Genomic DNA, 18,537 nt, shown 5'->3' with positions numbered 1-18,537 from the left:
GTAGGTCTGGTTTAAAACGGGTGGCGAACGGAGCGCAGAGCGGTCGCGCGCTTACTTCTTGTCGGCCAACGTGACGCCGTCCTTGCGCACGACGGAGGTGATGAAGCCCTTGCCGACCTCGATTTTCGTGTTGTCCGCAATCCGGATCACAAAGCGATCATCCTTCACATTCGTGATCGTGCCGAAAATTCCGCCGGTCGTCACAACCTCGTCGCCACTGCTGAGCGCCGCGAGCATCTTCGCATGCTCTTTTTGCTTCTTCCGCTGCGGCGCGATCATCAGGAAATACATCGCGGCAAACATCAGGCCGAAGAAGATCAGGCTCGGCATCATACTCTGTCCCTGCGCACCGGGTGCTTGGGCCAACATTGAGAGCGTATCGGTGAGAGGGACCATTTTCGTCATTGCGTGTAGCGGGATTTGAAAAAAGAAAACACGCACTTAACTGAATCGGCATTCGCAAAAGCAAGCTATAAGTCCCCCACTCCCCATCGCATTGAAAAGCAAATCCGCATCCGCCTGGTCGGCCGCCAAGTCCGAAGAACATTACGGCTTCAAGCGCTGGGGCAACGGCCACATTTCCGTCGACGAAGCCGGCTTCGTCAACGTCCAGCCCCGGGCCGACGGCCGCGGGATTCGCATCATGGATGTCGTGCAGGAGGCGCTCGGCATGGGTTTGAGCGCACCGATGGTCGTGCGTTTCCAGGACCTCCTTCGCCACCGCGTCATCCAGCTCAACGAGGTCTTCCACAAGGCCATCCGCGAAGAGGAATACCAAGGCAACTACCGCGGTGTGTTCCCCATCAAGGTCAACCAGCTCCGCGAAGTCGTCGACGAGATCATCGCCGCCGGCAAGGACTACAATTACGGCATCGAAGCCGGCTCCAAGCCCGAGCTCATGATCGCCCTCGCCATGCACGAGGGCGCCCAACGCCTCATCATCTGCAACGGCTACAAAGACAACGATTACATCCGCCTCGCGTTGATCGGCCGTAAACTCGGCAAAAAGATCATCATCGTCGTCGAACAACTCGCCGAGCTCGATGACATCATCCGCCTCTCCGAGGAAACCGGCGTGAAGCCCATGATCGGCTTCCGCGCCAAACTCCAGACCCGCGGCGAGGGCAAGTGGTCGTCCTCCACCGGCGACAACGCCAAATTCGGCCTCAACACCGCTGAAATCCTTTTCGCCATCGAAAAGCTTCGCGCCGCCAAACTCACCTCGGCGCTCCGCCTCGTCCATTTTCACATCGGCTCCCAAGTCCCGAACATCCTCACGATCAAGAACGCCGTCATCGAAGCGACGCGCTTCTACTGCCAGCTCGCGAAGATGGGCTTCCCGATGGGTTACCTCGACGTCGGCGGCGGCCTCGGTATCGATTACGACGGCTCGCGCACCAACTTCGAGAGTTCGATGAACTACTCGATGGAGGAATACGCCCGCGACGTCGTCTCCAACATTCGCGACATCTGCACCAGCTCCGACGTGCCCGTGCCCGATATCGTCAGCGAATCCGGCCGCGCCATCGTCGCGCCACATTCCCTTCTCGTCGTCGAGGTGTTTGAACGCATCAACAAACGCGAATCCCTCGGCCAGCAGCATCAGCCCAAGGAAAAGCACAAGATCGTCACCGACCTCGAGTTCATGCTCAAAAACAAGGGCAAGCTCGGCCGCCTCGAGCGTTTCCACGACGCCATTCAGAAAAAAGAGGAGGCGTTTTCCCTCTTCAACCTCGGCTACCTCGACCTCGAAAACCGCGCCGCCGCCGAATCGCTCTTCTGGCAGATCTGCGAAAAGATCGACCTCGAAGGCAAAAAATCCGGCTACCAGCCCGAGGAGCTGCACGATCTCTCCACCCTCCTCGCCGACCAATACGTCTGCAATTTCTCCGTCTTCCAATCGCTGCTCGACCACTGGGCGTTGAAACAGCTCTTCCCCATCGCGCCGATTCACCGCCTCGACGAGAAACCCTCCGTCAAAGCCATCCTCGTCGACATCACCTGCGATTCCGACGGCAAGATATCCTCGTTCATCGATCTGCAGGACGTGAAGGACTACCTCACGCTCCACCCGCTCAACGGCAAACCCTACTACCTCGGCATCTTCCTTACCGGCGCGTATCAGGACATCATGGGCGATCTCCACAACCTCTTCGGCCGCGTCAACGAAGTGCACGTGTTCCTCGAAGAGGATGAGCCCAACGGCTTTTACATCGAAGAAGCGCTCAGCGGCTCGCGCATCGCCGACGTCATCGAAGGCGTGCAATACCAGCAGGAAGATCTCTGCCGCAAAATGAAGGCCCAGATCGACGCCGCCACGCGCAAAGACATGGTCAAGCCCCGCGAAGGCGTGCGCCTCCTCGAACTCTACGAGAGCCAGATGCTCAACAAAACCTACCTGCACATCGAGCCGAAGAACGGCCGCAAAAAGAAGAAAAAGCCGTAAGCCCCGCCTGCTCCGGTACAAAACCCGCCGCCCGCCACGGCGGGTTTGCTTTTGCCGCCGCTAGTGCTCAAATGAGCACTATGTTAACCGACCGCCAGCAAGAGGTGCTCGACTTCGTGCAGCAGCACCAGCGCCAGCACGGCGTCGCCCCTTCCCTGCGCGAAATTCAGGCCCGCTTCGGTTTCGCCAGCTCCTTCGCCGCCAAACGCCACCTCGACGCCCTCGCCCGCAAAGGCGCCCTCCGCCGCCTCGCCGGCAAAGCCCGCGGCCTCCTCCCCGCCGGCCATCCCCGCCGCGGCGCCCTCGCCGAAATCCCCCTCTACGGCACGATTCCCGCCGGTCTCCCCGTCGCCGCCGAGCAGCAGCCCGACAGCTATGTTTCCCTCGACACCGCCGCGCTCGGCGTGCGCAGCAACACCCGGCTCTTCGCTCTCCGCGTCCGCGGCGACTCCATGACCGGCGCCAGCATCCTCGATGGCGACACCGTGTTTCTCACGCCCCGCGAACCGCGCCCGCGCGACATCGTCGCCGCGCTCATCGACGGCGAATCCACGTTGAAACGCTTCCTCATCACCCGCGGCCGGCCGTTTCTCCGGGCCGAGAATCCCCTCTACCCGGATCTGCTGCCCGCCGCCGAACTTGTCATCCAAGGCGTCATGGTCGGCCTCCTGCGCCGATCCACCGCTTGAATCCGCCTTCCGTCGCTTCTCTTCGTCATGGCCCGGCCCGCTCAGCTCGCCGCGCTTCGGCATCTGCTCGCCGAACGCTTTCCTTCCGTGCCGCGCACGGTCGGCCGCGTGCTGCCCACCGGCGTGGAGGCGATCGACACCACCGCCGGCGGCCTGCCGCTCGGCGCCCTCACTGAAGTCGCCTGCACCGCGCCGAGTTGCGGCGGGCACCTGCTGCTCGCGCAACTCCTCGCCGTCACGCGCGCCAACCGCCTCCGCGTCGCGTTGATCGACAGCACCGACTCGTTCGATCCCTGCTCCTTCGACGACGATGCCCTCGCGCACCTGCTCTGGGTGCGCTGCGCCTCCACCGCGCAAGCGCTCCAGTGCGCCGATCTGCTCGCGCGCGATGCCAACTTCGGCCTCGTCGTCCTCGACCTCCGTCGCGCCCCTGCCGCCGATCTGCGCCGCATCCCCGGCCCGCAATGGTATCGACTGCAACGCGCCGTCGAACCCACCGATCTCGCCCTCGTCGTGGAAACACCCCGCGCCTCCGTGCCCAGCGCGCAACTCCGCCTCGCGCTCTCCGCGCCGCACGCCTTTGCCGCGCTGCAACACGAGCGCCCCGCACTGCAAACGCACCTCGCGCCCTCCCTGCAACGCCAGCGATCGCTCTCCACCGGCGCGTTGAGCGCGTGAACTCGCTCCCTCCTCCGTCGCCTTCGCTCTCGCCGTGTTCGCTGTCCTTCATCTCGCCGGCTTCGCCCTGCAAGCCGTGCTGCGCACCGAACCCTCGTCCCGCGCCGAACAACCCGCCGCGCTCTTTGACGGCACGAAGAAAAAATCCCTCGTCCTTGCCGTCAACGCCCCCGCCCGCGCCGCCGGCGTTGAGCTGGGCATGACGGCGCCCCAAGCCGTCGCCCGCTGTCCCGCGCTGCTCATCCGCACGCCCGCTGCCGCCGCCGAAACCGAGGCGCGCGCCGCTCTGCACGCCGTCGCCTTCACGCTTTCGCCGACGATTGAAGACACCGCGCCCGGCATCAGCACCATCGACCTCAAAGGCCTCGACGCTCCGCAACAACACCTCCTCGCGGCCAACGCCCTCACCGCGCTCGCCGACCTCGGCCTCACCGCCACAGCCGGCCTCGCCCGCACGCCCCTTCTCGCCCTCTACGCCGCCCGCTCCGCCCCCAAAAGTCTTTCTCCCTCCGAAAAGTCCTCCTCCGTCCGCCCTCTACCGTCCGCCCTCCACGCCGTTCTCCCCGCCGACGAATCCGCCTTCCTCGCCCCGCTCCCGCTCGCCACCGCCGACCCCACGCCCGAACTCGCCGCCGTCCTGCACGATTGGGGCGTGCGCACGCTCGGCGACCTCACCGCACTGCCCCGCGACGACATGGTCCGCCGCTTCAGCACCGCCGGTCTCGCCCTCTGGCAACGCGCCGCCGGTGGCGCCCCGCGTCCGCTGCATCCCGTCGCGCTCCCGCAAACCTTCGCCGCCGCCCGCGAGTTTGAAGAACCCGTCGCCACGCTCGAACCGCTGCTGTTTCTCCTGCGTCGTTTCGTCGATCGCCTCACGCTCGAACTGCGCGCCAGCCAGCACGTCGCCGTCGAACTGCACCTCGCGCTCTCGCTCGAAGACGACACCACCTGCGCCCGCGATTTTCGTCTGCCTGCGCCGACGGCCGACGCCGAAATTCTCTTTCGCGCGCTCCACACGCACCTCGAATCCCTCTCGACCGCCTCCGCCATTGTCGCCCTGCGCCTGACCCTCACACCCGCGCGCCCGCTCGTGCGCCAGCACGGCCTCTTCGAAACCGGCCTCCGCGATCCGCACGGCTTCGCCGAAACCCTCGCCCGCGTCAGCGCCCTCGTCGGCCCCGACCGCGCAGGCACGCCGCAACGCGAAGACACCCATCGCCCCGACGCCTTTCGCCTCAGCGCGCCGTCCGCCCTCGTGCCCGCGCCCGCCGCGCCGCCCGTGCATCCGCCGCTCGCGCCGCCCCTGCGCCGCTTCCGCCCGCCGCTGCCCGCGCGCGTGGAGTTCACCGCCGACCGCCCCACGTATGTGTGGACCGAGCAATTCCAAGGCGAGATCACCGCCTGCTCCGCCGCGTGGACCAGCAGCGGCGAATGGTGGCAACGCGACCGCGCCTGGGTCCGCCGCGAACGCGACATCGCGCTCCACGACGGCGGCCTCTACCGGCTGCTCTGGTGTCAAGAACGCCACTTCATCGAGGGCGAATATGACTAGCCGCGCCGCTTCCGCTCCCGCCTACGCCGAACTCCACGCGCGCAGCGCCTTCAGCTTTTTGCGCGGCGGCTCCCTGCCCGAAGACGTTTATCGCGCCGCCTCCGATGCCGGCCTGCCCGCCGTCGCACTGCTCGACCGCGACGGCGTCTATGGCGCGCCCCGCTTTTACGCCGCCGCCCAGGAAAACGCGTTTCCCGTTCAACCCCGGGTCGGCGCGGAAATCACGATGGAAGACGGCACCGTCGTCCCGCTCCTCGCCACCAACCTCACCGGCTATCAAAATCTCTGCCAGCTCATCACCGAAGCGAAACTCACCGCACGCGATCCCACCGTGGTGGACCATGTGCTCCGCGCGCGGTCCGGCCTCACACCGAACGCCGAGCCAACCTTCGCTTCGTCCGCCGCGCCCTCGCCCCGCGACCGCAAACGCCCGTGTTTCGCCACGTGGGACGAACTCGCCCGTTTCTCCGCCGGCCTCGTCGCCCTCACCGGCGATGAAGAGGGTCCCGTCCGCCGCGCCTGGCGCTCCGGCGGCGGTTCCGCCGCGGCGTCCGCCCTCGCCCAACTCACCGCCATCTTCGGCGCCGACTCCGATCCCGCCTGCGCCCGTCTCTTCGTCGAAGTGCAACGCCACCGCGTTCGCGGCGAAGAACGCGAAGTCGCCTTTCTCCGCGACCTCGCCGCCGCTTCACACCTCCCGCTTCTCGCCACCGGCGGCGTGAACTACGCGCGGCCTGCGCACCGCATCGTCGCCGACGTCTTCACCTGTCTCCGCGAACACACCACCCTCGACGCCGCCGGCCGGCGCCTCGCCGTCAACTCCGAGCGGCACGTGAAATCTCCTGCGACACTTCACGCCCTTTTCTCCGACCTCCCCGACGCGCTCACCAACACGCTTCACCTCGAGCAGCGGCTCGCGTTCACCATCCAGAATCTCGGGTATCAATTCCCCACGTTCGCGCCGCCGAATGGCGAATCGATGGACGCCTACCTGCGCGCTCTCACCCTCGCCGCCGCGCCCCAGCGGCTTCGCGGTCCGCTGCCGGACGCCCTGCGCCGGCAGGTCGACAAGGAACTCGAGCTCATCGCGCGCCTGAATTTCTCCGGCTATTTTCTCATCGTCTGGGATATCTGCCGCTGGGCCCGCGAACACCAGATCCTCGTGCAAGGTCGCGGCAGCGCCGCCAACAGCGCCGTCTGTTACCTGCTTGGCATCACCGCGGTCAACCCGCTGAAACACCGCCTGCTCTTCGAACGTTTTCTCAACGACAGCCGCGTCGGCGCCGACGGCCGCCCCTCGTGGCCCGACATCGATCTCGATCTCCCGAGCGGCGACCGCCGCGAACGCATCATCCAGGAAGTCTACCGCCGCTACGGCCGCCGCGGCGCCGCGATGACCGCCAACGTCATTACCTACCGCGGCCGCAGCATTGTGCGCGAAGTCGGCAAGGTCCTCGGCTTCGGCGACGACGCGCTCGATCGCTTTTCCAGTCTCTACGCCAACGGCGATTTTCCGCAAACCCTCCAGCTCCAGGAGCAGCTCGCGCTCTCGGGCATCGCCGCGGAACACCCGCGCGCCGCCGCCCTCGCGCAGTTGCATCACTACTTCAGCCGCGCGCTTCCCCGCCATCTCGGCCAGCACTCCGGCGGCATGGTGATTTGCCAGGGCCAGCTCGATCGCGTCGTCCCTCTCGAACCCGCCACGATGACCGACCGCAGCATCTGCCAGTGGGACAAGGACGACTGCGAAAACCTCGGCATCGTCAAAATCGATCTCCTCGGCCTCGGCATGATGGCCGTTTTGCAGGAAACGATCGAGCTCTGCGCCACCCGCGCCGACGGTCCGCACGCCCTCGACGACATTCCGGAAGACGATCCGCTCACCTACGAAAAAATCCGCGCCGCCGATACCGTCGGCGTCTTCCAAATCGAAAGCCGCGCGCAGATGGCCACGCTGCCGCGTTTCAAACCGCGCAACCTTTACGACCTCGCCATGCAGGTCGCGATCGTGCGCCCCGGCCCGATTACCGGCTCGCTCGTGCATCCGCTCATCCGCCGCCGCGATGGCCGCGAGCCGGAAGATTATATCGACCCCAGCGTGGAAGACCTCGTCAAACCCATCCTCAGCCGCACGAAAGGCGTGATTCTGTTTCAGGAGCAGATGCTGGAATTATCCGTCGCGCTCGCGCACTTCACCGGCGGTCAGGCGGAGCAACTCCGCCGCGCCATGGGCTTCACCAAAAATCCGCAACGGCTCGACCGCGAACTCCAAAAACTCGCCGATGCGATGCGCCAGGCCGGTCGCAACGAAACCGTCGTCGCCAAGGTCTGCCAGTCGGCGAAATCCTTCGCCGCTTACGGCTTCCCCGAATCGCACGCCATCGGCTTCGGCATGCTCGCGTATTTCAGCACGTGGTTGAAAAACCATCGCACCGCCGAGTTCTACGCCTGCCTCCTCAACAACCAGCCGATGGGCTTCTATTCGCCCGCCACGCTCCTGCAGGATGCGAAACGCGGCGGCCGCGAACTCAAGGCCCTGCCCGTCTGCGTGCAACACTCCGACTGGTCTTGCACTGTCCTCGACGCCCACACGATCCGGCTCGGCCTCCGCTACGTCAAAGGCCTGCCCGAAGCCGCCGTCACCGCCATGCTCGCCGCGCGGCGCGTCAAACCCTTCGCCTCTCTCGACGATTTTCTTCGCCGCACCGATTTCTCCCCCGCCGCCCGCCGCACGCTCGCCGCCACCGGCGCGCTCAACAGTTTCTCCACCCACCGGCGCGGTGCGATGTGGCAGGTCGAGGCCGCGTGGTCCGACGACGAGGCGCTGTTCAAATATTTCGCCGACACCGGCGCGGCGGATTCGCCGCTCGCGCCCATGACACTCACGGAACGCCTGCACGCCGATTTCCACCACACCGGCCTCACCACCGGCCGGCATCCGATGGCACTCATCCGCGCGCGCCTGCCCGATGTCTGCCGCGCCGCGGATCTGCCCAATTTCAAAACCGGCGAACGCGTGACGATCGCCGGCTCCGTCATCTGCCGCCAGCGCCCCGGCACGGCTTCGGGCGTGGTGTTCATCAGTCTGGAAGACGAGACCGGCATCGCGAACGCGATCGTCGCCGCGCCCACGTTCGAACGCGACCGCCTCATCATCACGCAAGAAGCGGCGCTGCGCATCACCGGCCGCCTGCAAAACGAGGCCCACGTCATCCACGTGAAAGCCGAACGCATCGAACCCCTCCGCGAAGCCGCGCTACCGGAGCAAGCCTCGCACGATTTTCATTAACCCGCCCGTCTCCCCGCGCCCGCCGAGGTTTTCGTTCGTGTCTATTCGTGGTTCAACCAACGGCCCGACTCAGTCCTCGAACTCGCGCACGCTGAGCGACTCCCCGTTGTCTTTCGCCCCCAGTTGCAGGAAAAACGGCGCCGCGACTTTCGCCCACGGATCCGCCTTGCCGTGATGGCCTGCGTCGTCGCCCCAGCAGAGCCGCAACATTTCCGTGTCGATCACGCCCGGATTCAACGCCACCGCGGCCATGCCCTCCGGCAGATCCTTTGCGAGCGCCTGCGTGAGTCCTTCGATCGCAAATTTCGACGCGCAATAAGGCGCCACGCCCGCCGACGTGCTGCGTCCCCAGCCTGAACTCAGATTCACGATCACTCCCCGTTTCGCCGCCACCATCGCCGGCACGAAATGCCGGATCACGTTCGCCACACCACGCACATTCACATCAATCACCTTCGTGAACTCGCGATCGCCGACCTCCCACAACGGCGCCGGCTGGTTCATCACGCCGGCGTTGTTGATCAACAGATCCGGCGCGCTGTCCCGCTCCAGCACCTTCGCCGCCCAAAGTGCGACTTTGTTGTCGAGCGCCACATCCACGACCGAAAAATCGTGCGGCGCCTGGTGCGTCATGCGCAGGTCGAAAATCTCCTCCCCGCTGCGACCGCAGCCGATCACCGTGTGCCCGCCGCGAATAAACTCTTCCGCCAACGCCCGACCCAGACCACGCGTGACACCGGTGAGAACAATTTTCATCGCCCCACCGCACGCCGCATTCGCCCGGCCGTCAAGCCGCGCCCCCGCTGCCGCCCTTCGGGAACGTTCGTCCGACCATCCGCAGCGGAACGCATCAGCGTCTCGTTTCCGACCGCGGTCCGTCGCCCAATTGCAAGCCGCCGCCGGCGCGCACTACCGGCTCTGCAGACTGAACTTGTTCAAGCCCGTCTTGCGGCAGGCATCCATGACAAACGCCAGTTTCTTCAACTGCGTCGTCTCGTCCGCCCTGATCAGCACCGGAATATCTTTGTCCACTTTGCGCACTTCGCGCAGCAGCTCGAGCAACTGATCATCCGTCACGTCTTTGCCGTTGAAGGACACCACGCCCTTGTTGTCGATGCCGATGGTCACCGTGCCCTTGAACTCGTTTTTGCCCGCCGTCTCCACCTTCGGCAGCGTGATGTTCAACGTCTGCTGCGACGTGAAACGCATCGTCACGAAGGCAAACAGCACCAGCATCACGAGCACGTCGATCAGCGGCACCAACGGTAGCTCCGGGCGGCGCCGGCGCTTGACGCGAAGTCCACTCATCGCGATTCCACGCTCGCCGGGGCGGCCGAAACCTTGCCGTGGCGCGAGATCACGCGCTCCAGCAACACGTCCAGCTTCGCGGCATGCTTGTCGACCAGCCGCTGCAGAAACCCGTTGCCGACCAGGGCGAGGACAGCCACGCACAGCCCCAGCAACGTTGCCGACAGGGCGTAGCCAACACTCTCGGTAAATCGCACCGGGTCGGGCATGCGCGTGTCCGGATCGATGACGTTAAACGCCGTCAACAAACCCGACACCGTGCCGATCAAACCGAGCAATGGCGCGCCTACGTAAATCGTGTCGAGGTAGCTTACACCCCGCTCCATCTTCATGATTTCCAATCGGGCGTAAGCCTTCGCCCCCTCGGCGTCGCCCGGGTGCCGCTCCACGAAATCAATCACGCGACCCAGCGCGGAATGATTGCCGCCCGCGATCATTTTCCCTTGCAGCACGGCGTCGGTCAGATCGTCCGGCATCACCTCCGAATTGCGCAGCGCGAACGCCCGCTCGAAGATGATAAACACCGCGACGACGGAGCATCCGAGCAGCGGGTAAGCCAGCAAGCCGGCTTCTTTAACGACACGAGCCCAATCGATGATGGCCAAAACCATGGAGGTAAAATTGTGGAGAGTGGGACGTTGAAGCCCAGCAAATGTTCAGAAAAAAGGAAAGGCAGTCCGGTGCCGGACTGCCTTGAGGACGTCGAGAACGGAATTTCGTTACGCGGCGAGATACGGCAGTCGTGCCGCCGTGGCCTTGACCGCCGGCAGGCCATCCAGCAGCTCGCCGATGGCGTCCCACCGGCCGTTGATCAATGCGTCGCGCGCGGAATCTCGGATCGTGCACGGCACCTTGTCGCCGCCGAACCGGATCTCCCGACCGACCAAGTCGATCGTCACCTCCAGGCCCGGCTGCGCTTCCACCGCCGCTGACACCTTCGCGATGTCTTCGCGGCTGGCGTTGACACAAACCAGGCCGATCGTCGTCGAATTGCCAAAGAAGATCTCGGCAAAATTCTCCGCCACGACCGCCTTGAAGCCCGACTTCTCGATCGCCTGCGGCGCATGTTCGCGCGACGAGCCGCAACCGAAATTCGCGCCGGAGAGCAGAATCGTCGCCCCCGCGAACCGCGGATCGTTCAACGGGTGCGGTTGCAGTTGGCCATCCGGACTGTGGCGCACGTCGGCAAAGAGGCCTTCAGCGAGACCGTCGAAGGTAATGCATTTAAGATAACGCGCCGGGATGATCCGGTCGGTATCGATGTCGTTACCCGGCACGTGCACCGCACGACCGGAGATTTGGGTGATTTTTGCGAGAGCCATGATGATTCCTTAGTTAGCCTCCACACCGAACACTTCGCGCGCATCCGCCACCGCGCCGGTCACGGCGGCCGCGGCGACCATGAGCGGACTCATGAGCAGGGTGCGGCCAGTCGGCGAACCTTGCCGGCCTTTGAAATTGCGATTCGACGAGCTCGCACAGAGCTGATCGCCAATCAACTTGTCCGGGTTCATCGCGAGGCACATCGAGCAACCGGCCTCGCGCCACTCAAATCCCGCATCGCGAAACACGCGATCGATGCCGAGTTCTGCGCAGAGCAGACCCACGCCCTGCGAGCCCGGCACCGCGATCGCCTTCACGCCGGGCGCCACGCGTTTTCCTTTGAGAAACCGCGCCACTTCCTGGAAGTCGCTCAAGCGCCCGTTCGTGCAGGAACCGAGAAACGCCACGTCGATCTTCGTGCCTTTGATCGGCGCGCCGGGGTGCAGCTTCATGTAGGCGAGCGCCTCCTCGATGTTTGCCTTCTCGTCGGTTGTCCGCGCCGCCGCCGGATCCGGAATCTTCTCCGCGATGGAAATGCCTTGTCCGGGATTGATGCCCCACGTCACCGTCGGCGCGATCTCGGCTGCGTCGATCGTGACGACATCGTCATACGCGCAACCTGCGTCGCTCGCCGTCGCGCGCCACCGCGCCACCGCTTCATCCCACGCCCCCGCTTTCGGTGCGTAGGGCCGGCCCTTCAAGTAGGCGAATGTCGTCTCGTCGGGATTCACGTAGCCCACCCGCGCTCCGCCTTCGATCGACATGTTACAGACCGTCATCCGCTCCTCCATCGTGAAGCGGTCAAACACCTCGCCGCCGTATTCGTAGGCAAAGCCCGTGCCGCCGTTCACGCCCAGCGTGCGGATGATGTGGAGAATAACGTCCTTCGCATACACGCCCGGCCGTAATTTTCCCGTGACGTTGATCCGGCGCACCTTCAACGGACTCAACGCCATCGTCTGCGTCGCGAGCACATCGCGCACCTGGCTGGTGCCGATGCCAAAGGCGATCGCGCCAAATGCCCCGTGCGTGCTCGTGTGCGAATCGCCGCACGCGATCGTCGTGCCCGGCTGGGTGATGCCTTGCTCCGGGCCCACGATGTGGACGATCCCTTGCTTGCCCGTCGAACGATCGAAAAACGTGATGCCAAACTCCGCGCAATTTTTGCGCAATTCCTTGATCATCGCGTCCGCCAGCGGATCGGCAAACGGCTCCGCAAACTGGTCGGTCGGCACGATGTGATCCACCGTGGCGAAGGTCCGTTGCGGCATCGCCACCTTCAACCCGAGATCGCGCAGCATCCCGAACGCCTGCGGGCTCGTGACTTCGTGAATCAGATGCGTGCCGATGAGGAGCTGGGTCTGGCCGTTGGCCAGCTGGCGCACCGTGTGCGCCGCCCAGACTTTTTGAAACAGGGATTTTGCCATGAGAAACGGTGCGCAGCCTACCAGAGCGTTGCCATGCCGGGAAATACTTATTTGCGTGTCAGTGATGCCGCGCGAGTATCAGTATCCCTTTGAGCTGCGCCACCTCGTTTACTTTCGCGAGGTCGCCCGCCAGCTCCACTTTCGTCAGGCCGCGGAAACGCTCGCCGTCGCTCAGCCCGCCCTCAGCCGGGCAATCGCGCAACTCGAAGCCGCCCTCGGCTGCCCGCTGCTCAACCGCACGCGCCGTGGCGTGGAGGTCACGCCCGCCGGGCGCCTGCTCCTTGAGCGGATGGAGCCATTGTTGCGCGGCCTCGCGGCTTTGCCCGCCGAGCTCCGTGCGCTCGCGACCGGTCAGACCGGCCATATTCGCGTCGCGTTCACGGGTCTCGCCATGGCTACCGTCCTGCCGGGCATCCTCCGCGAATTCGGCCGCCGCTTCCCGGGCGTGCGCGTCGAGCTCAACGAATCGCCCACCTCCGCCCAGCTCGCGGCGCTGCGGGCGGGTGAGGTGCACTGCGGTTTCTTCCACCCCGCGGGGCCGACCGCCGGCCTGCGCACACGCGTGCTCCTGCACGAGCGCAACGGCGTGCTGCTGCCTTCCTCCCACCCGCTGGCTTCGGCCGCCACCGTGCGGTTGCGGGCCCTCGCAGACACCCCGTTTGTACTCTTTCCGCGCTCTCACAACGCGGGCTTCTACGATCGCATCCTCGCCGCGTTCACCCGGGCCGGGGTGACTCCGCGAATCGCCGATGAAGTCTGGCCGCGCACCAACGCCATCGGCCTCGTGCGCGCCGGCCTTGGCGCCACCTTCATGACGCCGTCCGAAGCACGCCACTTGCCGCCCGATGTGGTTTTCCACGCCCTCGGAGGACCCGCGCCTGAGAGCCGGCTCGTGCTCGGTTGGCGCGAAGACGCCACCGCCGAACCCGCCCTCGCGTCTTTTCTCGCCGTCGCCGCGGGCGACCACACGCCCCAGGCTTCCGCCAAAGGAACCCGCCGGCTACGCATATCTGCGTAGGTCAACCTCGGGACGTTGACTCCCCTCCGCGCGCAAACAGGGTAATTCTCCATGTCCAGCGCCCTTCTGCGACGAACTGCGTGGCTGTTATTTGTCCTCGCCGCGTTCGCCCCGTTGCCCGCGTTCGCGCTCTCCGAGGAAGGCCGGCCGTTGATCTCGCGCTATTCGCCGAAGGACTACCAGAGCCACTACCAAGTCTGGTGCGCCACGCAGGCGAGCGATGGCCGCATGTGGTTTGGGTCGTTAAATGGTGCCGTCCTTTTCGACGGCCATAGATGGACCAAGGCCGCCGTGCCCACCTCGTGGGTTCGACAACTCGTCGAAGGACCACAAGGCCGGATGTTCGTCGGCGGCGAAGACGTTCTCGGCTACATCGAAGCCGACGGTTTCGGCGGTTGGCGTTACATCTCGCTCTTGGAAAAGGTGCCCGCCGACGCGAAGCCGGTGGGGCTCGGGCGCCGCGTCGTGCGCGTCGGAAACGACATCTACATCGCGTGCGACCGGGCCGTCTTTCGTGTTCGCGGTCACGACGTGCACACATGGACTTTCGAGCCCGGCATCCGCAACGCCGTGGATGTCGTCGGCGGCGAAGTATTTCTCTTGCGCGGCAAGGAAGGGATCCTGCGCCTTCGTGGTGATAAGTTCGAACCTTGGACCATACCCAGCGCGATGGCCAACCCTCAGTATGCCTTCCTCCTGCCGGTCGACGGGCCCGGCGCGCTCCTCGCATTGGGGCAGGATGGACTCTTCCGGCTCGATGCCGCCGGTCACGCGACCCCGTGGGGCACCGCCGCCCGCCAGGCCGCCGGTGATGCGCAATTTTTCAGCGGGCAACGGCTGCGCGATGGCAGCTATGCGCTGGCAACGATCAATGGCGGCGTGATTCTCCTCTCCGCCGATGGCGAAACGGCGCAGCAAATCGCCGCGGCGGACGGGCTCACGAGCGATGTGGTGATCGGCCTCGGCGAAGATCGGGAGCGCGGGCTCTGGGCCGCCACGCAGAATGGCATCACGCGCATTGACCGCACAGGCGCGGCGACCGTATTCGACGACGCCAACGGGCTGGGCGAAGCCATCACGCAAGCTCTCGTGCGCCACCGCGGCACGTTGTTCACTGTTTTTGGCAACCGCGTGCTCCACCTCATCCCCGCCGCTGCAAAGGGCCGGGCGCATTGGGAGCCGCTTTCGGAACTGCCCCCGCAACAAAAATACAACGCTCTCGTGAGTCACCCCCGGGGCCTCATCCTCGGGAGCACCGGAGTGCAACTCTTCGCTGACGGCACGATCACGCCGCTGGTGGACTCGGCGGTCAACGTCACCTCGCTCGCCGTTTCCTCGACCGATCCCGAACGCATCTTCGTCGGCTGGGATCACTACGTCACCGCCCTGCGATTCACCGACGGCCGCTGGCACGACGAAGGCCGGATCGAAGGCATCGACGGTGAACCGTATTCGATGGTCGAGGAAGCCGATGGCACGCTGTGGGTCGCCACCGCGACGCGCGGCGTTTTCCTCGCACGCAAAGCCGCGGAGGCGTCGAGCTGGGCCCACGCCCGCGTCAAAAATTATCAGGCAGACAACAACGGTCTCCCCGCGGGCCACGGTTGGGTGTTTGTCGAGCAAACACCGTTCGGATCGCGCTTCGCCACGGAACTTGGGCCGTTCAAATACGACTCCACCTCCGATCGCCTCGTCCCCGACGAAGCGTTGCTCGCCGCCGGCGGAAAACTCCGCCTCTTCGAAGCGTTCATCCGCGCCGACCGCGGCGACGCGTGGGCGACCAACGGCTCCAATCGCCTCACGCCCGAACGCCCTCTCGTGCGCCTTCACGCCACCCGGACCGGCGCCGTCGAAATGACCGATGCGCCGGCCGCCATCGCCTCGCTTCTCGGACAAAGCGGCTTGCAACTTGGTCTTTTCGAACCCGCACCAGACGGTGGTGTTTTGTGGGCGCGCGGCTTGGACAAACTCATCCGCATCGATCTCGCGCGCCTGCGCGCGCCCGACGACGCGGTGGCACCCATCCTCACCAATTTTACCGCCGAGGGCCGCCCGCAATCGCTGCCCTTCGCGCCGACTGCCGCAGCCGCACTCCACTACTCCACCGAACCAATGGTGATTCGTTTCGCATCCACGCGATACGCTCCCGGCACTGGCCCCCGTTTCCAAAACCGCCTCGCCGGCTTTCGCGAAACGTGGTCGGCGCCGAGCACGGAAACCGAGACAGTGTTCACGAATCTCGAAGGCGGGCCATTCGTCTTCGAAGTCCGCACGGTCGATGGCGATGGACATACCAGCCCCGCCCGCGCCCTTGCCTTTACGGTCGCTCCGCCCTGGCAACGCAGCTCCGCCGCGTATGCCGGCTATGGACTGCTCACCCTCGGCGCGGTCTTCGGCCTCGTGCGCTGGCGCACCGCCGCGTCCGAACGCGAACGCCGCCGACTCGAAAAACTCGTCTTTGATCGCACCGCCGAATTGCACGCCGCCACGGAATCGGCCGACACCGCGAACCGCGCCAAAAGCGTTTTCCTCGCCAACATGAGCCACGAGCTGCGCACGCCGCTCAACGGCATCATTGGCTACTCGGACGTGCTGCTGCGCTCGGCCGAACTCGCTCCGCGCGACCGCGAGCGCGTCAACGTCGTCGCGCAAAGCGGCGAGCATTTGCTGCGCATGATCAACGAAGTGCTCGATTTCTCGAAGATCGAAGCCGGCAAAATCGAGCTGCGCCCCGCACCGTTTCACCTGCCCCAGTTGCTCAACGACGTCGCCGCCACTTTGGAACCGCGCGCCAACCAAAAACGCCTCCAGTTCGCTCTTGAGACCGCCGGCGACCTGCCGCGGCAGGTGATCGGCGACGCCCAGAAGCTCCGCCAGGTGCTCGACAACCTTCTCGGCAACGCCGTCAAGTTTACCGCCCGCGGCAGCGTGACGCTCCGCGTCGATTGCGCGGACGGACTCGTGCATTTTTCTGTCGTCGACACCGGCGTCGGCATCACGCCGGCGGATCAAGTCCAACTTTTCCAGCCGTTCCATCAAGCGGCGGACGCGCGCCCACCCGAGCCCGGCACCGGTCTCGGCCTCGCGATCGCCCAGCGCTTCGTGCAGCTCATGGGCGGCACGATCACCGTGGAAAGCGAACTCGGATGCGGCAGCACCTTCTCCTTCTCACTCGCGCTCGAACCGCTCGCCGTCGACGCCGACGCCTCCGCGCCGACCATGCGCCAGCCCCTCGCCTACGCCGGTCCGCGGCGACGGCTTTTGATCGTCGACGACGTGGCAGTGAATCGCGCTGTGCTCGTGGAGCTGCTCACCCCTTTGGGTTTCGCTTGCGAAGAAGCCGACACGGGACTCGCCGCCCTTGCGAAATTCGATGCGCAAGCCTTCGACGCGGTGCTCGTCGATCTGCGCATGCCCGACATGGATGGGATCGCCATCACGCGCGCCCTGCGCACGCGCCCTGCCGCCGCGCGCATCGCCATCGTGGCGATGTCCGCCTCGGTGCTCTCGTTCAATCGCGACGAAGCGCTTGCCGCGGGTTGCGATGACTTTCTGCCCAAGCCTTTCCGCCAATCCGAACTGCTGGCGAAACTCGGCCTCCATCTTCGGCTCACTTGGCGTTACGAAGAATCATCGTCGCCGTTCAGCTCCACCGCACCGGGTGACGTTCCTCTGCGCGATCTTCGGCAACTCCTCGATCTCGCGCGTCGCGGCGAAATTCGTCCGCTCCGTGAACACCTTGCGGTCCTGCGAAAACAATTCCCCACCGATGCCGGGCTGCGCGAGTTGGAGATCGCCGCCACCGCCTTCCAGATGGAAGCAATCCGCCGGCAACTGGCCGGGCGCCTCGGCGATTCGCCCGTGACATGAGCCCGCCCGCCAAGGTCCTCGTGGTCGATGACACGCCGGCCAACATCTCGCTCATGCTCGATGCCCTGAGCGACGCCGGTTACGATGTGCTCGTCGCCGAAAGCGCGGCCAGCGCCCTCGCCCTGCTCGCGCACAACACCCCTGATCTCTTCCTGCTCGATGTGCTGATGCCACAGGTGAATGGCTTCGAGCTTTGCGCCATCTTGAAGCGCGATGAGCGGTGCCGCGAGGTGCCGGTTCTGTTCATGACTGCATTGCACGACGCCGCGGAAAAAGTCCGCGCATTTTCGGCCGGCGCCGTCGATTACATCACTAAACCCGTGTATCCCCCAGAGGTGCTGGCGCGTGTCGCCGCCCATCTCCAAATCCGCGCGTTGCAACGCTCCCTCGCCGACGAACTCGCGCTGCGCATCGAAGCGGAGAACGAGTTGAGCCAGTCGCTCGATCGCGCCGTCCTCCTCGTGGATGCCGCCGGGCGCATCGTCTTTTCGACCCGCCGGGCGGAGAATCTCCTGCACCAGCATTTCCCGGCCCGCGACGCCGGCGCTCTCCCGGCGAATCTGGCTGACGCCGAGTCCCCGCTTGATGTCCGTCGTTTCGCGGAAACCGGGCGCACTGATCTCGTGCTGCTCATGCTCGACGAGAAACGCTCCACTCTCGGCCCGCCGGCCCTGATTGCGCTCGGCCTGACGCCCCGCGAGGCGGAGATTCTGTATTGGATCGCCCAAGGGAAAAGTAATCCCGACGTAGCAACCATTCTGGGCGCCAACGTCCGCACGGTGCACAAGCACGTGGAAAATATTTTCCGCAAACTCGGCTGCGAAACACGCACCGCCGCTACCGTCGCTGCGTTGGAAATTCTTCGGCCGGACGCCCGCTGATTCCGTCGCGCCGCGTCGTACCGCCCGGCCGCGCGATGGTGGAATTAGGCTACGCA

The 18,537-nt window shown here is 65.3% G+C and carries 14 protein-coding genes; 8 read left to right on the top strand and 6 right to left on the bottom strand.

Annotation, left to right across the window (positions count from 1 at the left end; translation table 11 throughout):
• Nucleotides 1-51: 51 nt before the first annotated feature.
• Nucleotides 52-405, bottom strand: a complete 354-nt coding sequence (yajC, locus tag K0B96_RS07410; protein WP_255558887.1) for a preprotein translocase subunit YajC — start codon at nucleotides 403-405, stop codon at nucleotides 52-54.
• A gap of 91 nt (nucleotides 406-496) precedes the next feature.
• Between yajC and speA the strand changes: the two genes are divergently transcribed.
• The 5 genes from speA to K0B96_RS07385 all read left to right on the top strand — a co-directional run bounded on the left by speA (nucleotide 497) and on the right by K0B96_RS07385 (nucleotide 8,654).
• Nucleotides 497-2,446 carry a biosynthetic arginine decarboxylase gene (gene speA, locus K0B96_RS07405; protein WP_220165613.1) on the top strand — a complete coding sequence of 650 codons (1,950 nt, stop codon included), beginning with the start codon at nucleotides 497-499 and terminating at the stop codon, nucleotides 2,444-2,446.
• Between the two features lie 71 nt (nucleotides 2,447-2,517).
• Nucleotides 2,518-3,135 carry a transcriptional repressor LexA gene (gene lexA / locus K0B96_RS07400; RefSeq protein WP_220165604.1) on the top strand — a complete coding sequence of 206 codons (618 nt, stop codon included), beginning with the start codon at nucleotides 2,518-2,520 and terminating at the stop codon, nucleotides 3,133-3,135.
• A gap of 27 nt (nucleotides 3,136-3,162) precedes the next feature.
• Nucleotides 3,163-3,813 carry a RecA family protein gene (locus tag K0B96_RS07395; protein ID WP_220165595.1) on the top strand — a complete coding sequence of 217 codons (651 nt, stop codon included), beginning with the start codon at nucleotides 3,163-3,165 and terminating at the stop codon, nucleotides 3,811-3,813.
• A gap of 34 nt (nucleotides 3,814-3,847) precedes the next feature.
• Nucleotides 3,848-5,365, top strand: coding sequence for a DNA polymerase Y family protein (locus K0B96_RS07390; protein WP_220165593.1), 1,518 nt, complete (start codon nucleotides 3,848-3,850; stop codon nucleotides 5,363-5,365).
• A complete protein-coding gene (locus K0B96_RS07385) occupies nucleotides 5,358-8,654 on the top strand; it encodes a DNA polymerase III subunit alpha (RefSeq protein ID WP_220165592.1) in 3,297 nt (1,098 codons plus the stop codon). Before K0B96_RS07390 ends, K0B96_RS07385 begins: the two co-directional genes overlap by 8 nt.
• A gap of 69 nt (nucleotides 8,655-8,723) precedes the next feature.
• Here K0B96_RS07385 and K0B96_RS07380 read toward each other — a convergent pair whose 3' ends face one another.
• The 5 genes from K0B96_RS07380 to leuC all read right to left on the bottom strand — a co-directional run bounded on the left by K0B96_RS07380 (nucleotide 8,724) and on the right by leuC (nucleotide 12,712).
• Nucleotides 8,724-9,410 (bottom strand): SDR family oxidoreductase, encoded by a 687-nt coding sequence (locus K0B96_RS07380; protein ID WP_220165589.1) that lies wholly within the window; start codon nucleotides 9,408-9,410, stop codon nucleotides 8,724-8,726.
• A 153-nt stretch (nucleotides 9,411-9,563) separates the two neighbouring features.
• Complete coding sequence (locus K0B96_RS07375; RefSeq protein WP_220165587.1) at nucleotides 9,564-9,962, bottom strand: ExbD/TolR family protein; 399 nt, start codon at nucleotides 9,960-9,962, stop codon at nucleotides 9,564-9,566.
• Nucleotides 9,959-10,573 (bottom strand): MotA/TolQ/ExbB proton channel family protein, encoded by a 615-nt coding sequence (locus tag K0B96_RS07370; protein ID WP_220165585.1) that lies wholly within the window; start codon nucleotides 10,571-10,573, stop codon nucleotides 9,959-9,961. The genes K0B96_RS07375 and K0B96_RS07370 overlap by 4 nt, the downstream gene beginning before the upstream one ends.
• Nucleotides 10,574-10,681: 108 nt before the next feature.
• Nucleotides 10,682-11,284, bottom strand: a complete 603-nt coding sequence (gene leuD / locus K0B96_RS07365; RefSeq protein ID WP_220165583.1) for a 3-isopropylmalate dehydratase small subunit — start codon at nucleotides 11,282-11,284, stop codon at nucleotides 10,682-10,684.
• 9 nt (nucleotides 11,285-11,293) lie between these two features.
• A complete protein-coding gene (gene leuC / locus K0B96_RS07360) occupies nucleotides 11,294-12,712 on the bottom strand; it encodes a 3-isopropylmalate dehydratase large subunit (RefSeq protein ID WP_220165581.1) in 1,419 nt (472 codons plus the stop codon).
• A gap of 64 nt (nucleotides 12,713-12,776) precedes the next feature.
• On the opposite strand from leuC, the gene K0B96_RS07355 reads away from it, so the two are divergent.
• The 3 genes from K0B96_RS07355 to K0B96_RS07345 are packed head-to-tail and all read left to right on the top strand — an operon-like array spanning nucleotide 12,777 to nucleotide 18,481.
• The gene (locus tag K0B96_RS07355; protein ID WP_220166446.1) at nucleotides 12,777-13,730 is read left to right on the top strand and encodes a LysR family transcriptional regulator; all 954 of its coding nucleotides are present in this window, start codon (nucleotides 12,777-12,779) and stop codon (nucleotides 13,728-13,730) included.
• A gap of 51 nt (nucleotides 13,731-13,781) precedes the next feature.
• Nucleotides 13,782-17,600, top strand: a complete 3,819-nt coding sequence (locus tag K0B96_RS07350; protein ID WP_220165573.1) for a hybrid sensor histidine kinase/response regulator — start codon at nucleotides 13,782-13,784, stop codon at nucleotides 17,598-17,600.
• The gene (locus K0B96_RS07345; protein ID WP_220165571.1) at nucleotides 17,597-18,481 is read left to right on the top strand and encodes a response regulator transcription factor; all 885 of its coding nucleotides are present in this window, start codon (nucleotides 17,597-17,599) and stop codon (nucleotides 18,479-18,481) included. Before K0B96_RS07350 ends, K0B96_RS07345 begins: the two co-directional genes overlap by 4 nt.
• Nucleotides 18,482-18,537 lie beyond the last annotated feature (56 nt).

This window comes from Horticoccus luteus (assembly GCF_019464535.1).
Taxonomy (GTDB): Bacteria; Verrucomicrobiota; Verrucomicrobiia; order Opitutales; family Opitutaceae; genus Horticoccus; species Horticoccus luteus.
This window is presented reverse-complemented; position numbering and strand designations above follow the sequence as displayed.

What these genes read in the sequence shown, in the direction of transcription:
- K0B96_RS07375 (WP_220165587.1), bottom strand. Translation starts at nt 9,962, where the DNA reads ATGAGTGGACTTCGCGTCAAGCGCCGGCGCCGCCCGGAGCTACCGTTG.
- yajC (WP_255558887.1), bottom strand. Translation starts at nt 405, where the DNA reads ATGACGAAAATGGTCCCTCTCACCGATACGCTCTCAATGTTGGCCCAA.
- K0B96_RS07385 (WP_220165592.1), top strand. Translation starts at nt 5,358, where the DNA reads ATGACTAGCCGCGCCGCTTCCGCTCCCGCCTACGCCGAACTCCACGCG.
- leuC (WP_220165581.1), bottom strand. Translation starts at nt 12,712, where the DNA reads ATGGCAAAATCCCTGTTTCAAAAAGTCTGGGCGGCGCACACGGTGCGC.
- leuD (WP_220165583.1), bottom strand. Translation starts at nt 11,284, where the DNA reads ATGGCTCTCGCAAAAATCACCCAAATCTCCGGTCGTGCGGTGCACGTG.
- K0B96_RS07355 (WP_220166446.1), top strand. Translation starts at nt 12,777, where the DNA reads ATGCCGCGCGAGTATCAGTATCCCTTTGAGCTGCGCCACCTCGTTTAC.
- lexA (WP_220165604.1), top strand. Translation starts at nt 2,518, where the DNA reads ATGAGCACTATGTTAACCGACCGCCAGCAAGAGGTGCTCGACTTCGTG.
- K0B96_RS07345 (WP_220165571.1), top strand. Translation starts at nt 17,597, where the DNA reads ATGAGCCCGCCCGCCAAGGTCCTCGTGGTCGATGACACGCCGGCCAAC.
- K0B96_RS07395 (WP_220165595.1), top strand. Translation starts at nt 3,163, where the DNA reads ATGGCCCGGCCCGCTCAGCTCGCCGCGCTTCGGCATCTGCTCGCCGAA.
- K0B96_RS07370 (WP_220165585.1), bottom strand. Translation starts at nt 10,573, where the DNA reads ATGGTTTTGGCCATCATCGATTGGGCTCGTGTCGTTAAAGAAGCCGGC.
- K0B96_RS07350 (WP_220165573.1), top strand. Translation starts at nt 13,782, where the DNA reads ATGTCCAGCGCCCTTCTGCGACGAACTGCGTGGCTGTTATTTGTCCTC.
- K0B96_RS07380 (WP_220165589.1), bottom strand. Translation starts at nt 9,410, where the DNA reads ATGAAAATTGTTCTCACCGGTGTCACGCGTGGTCTGGGTCGGGCGTTG.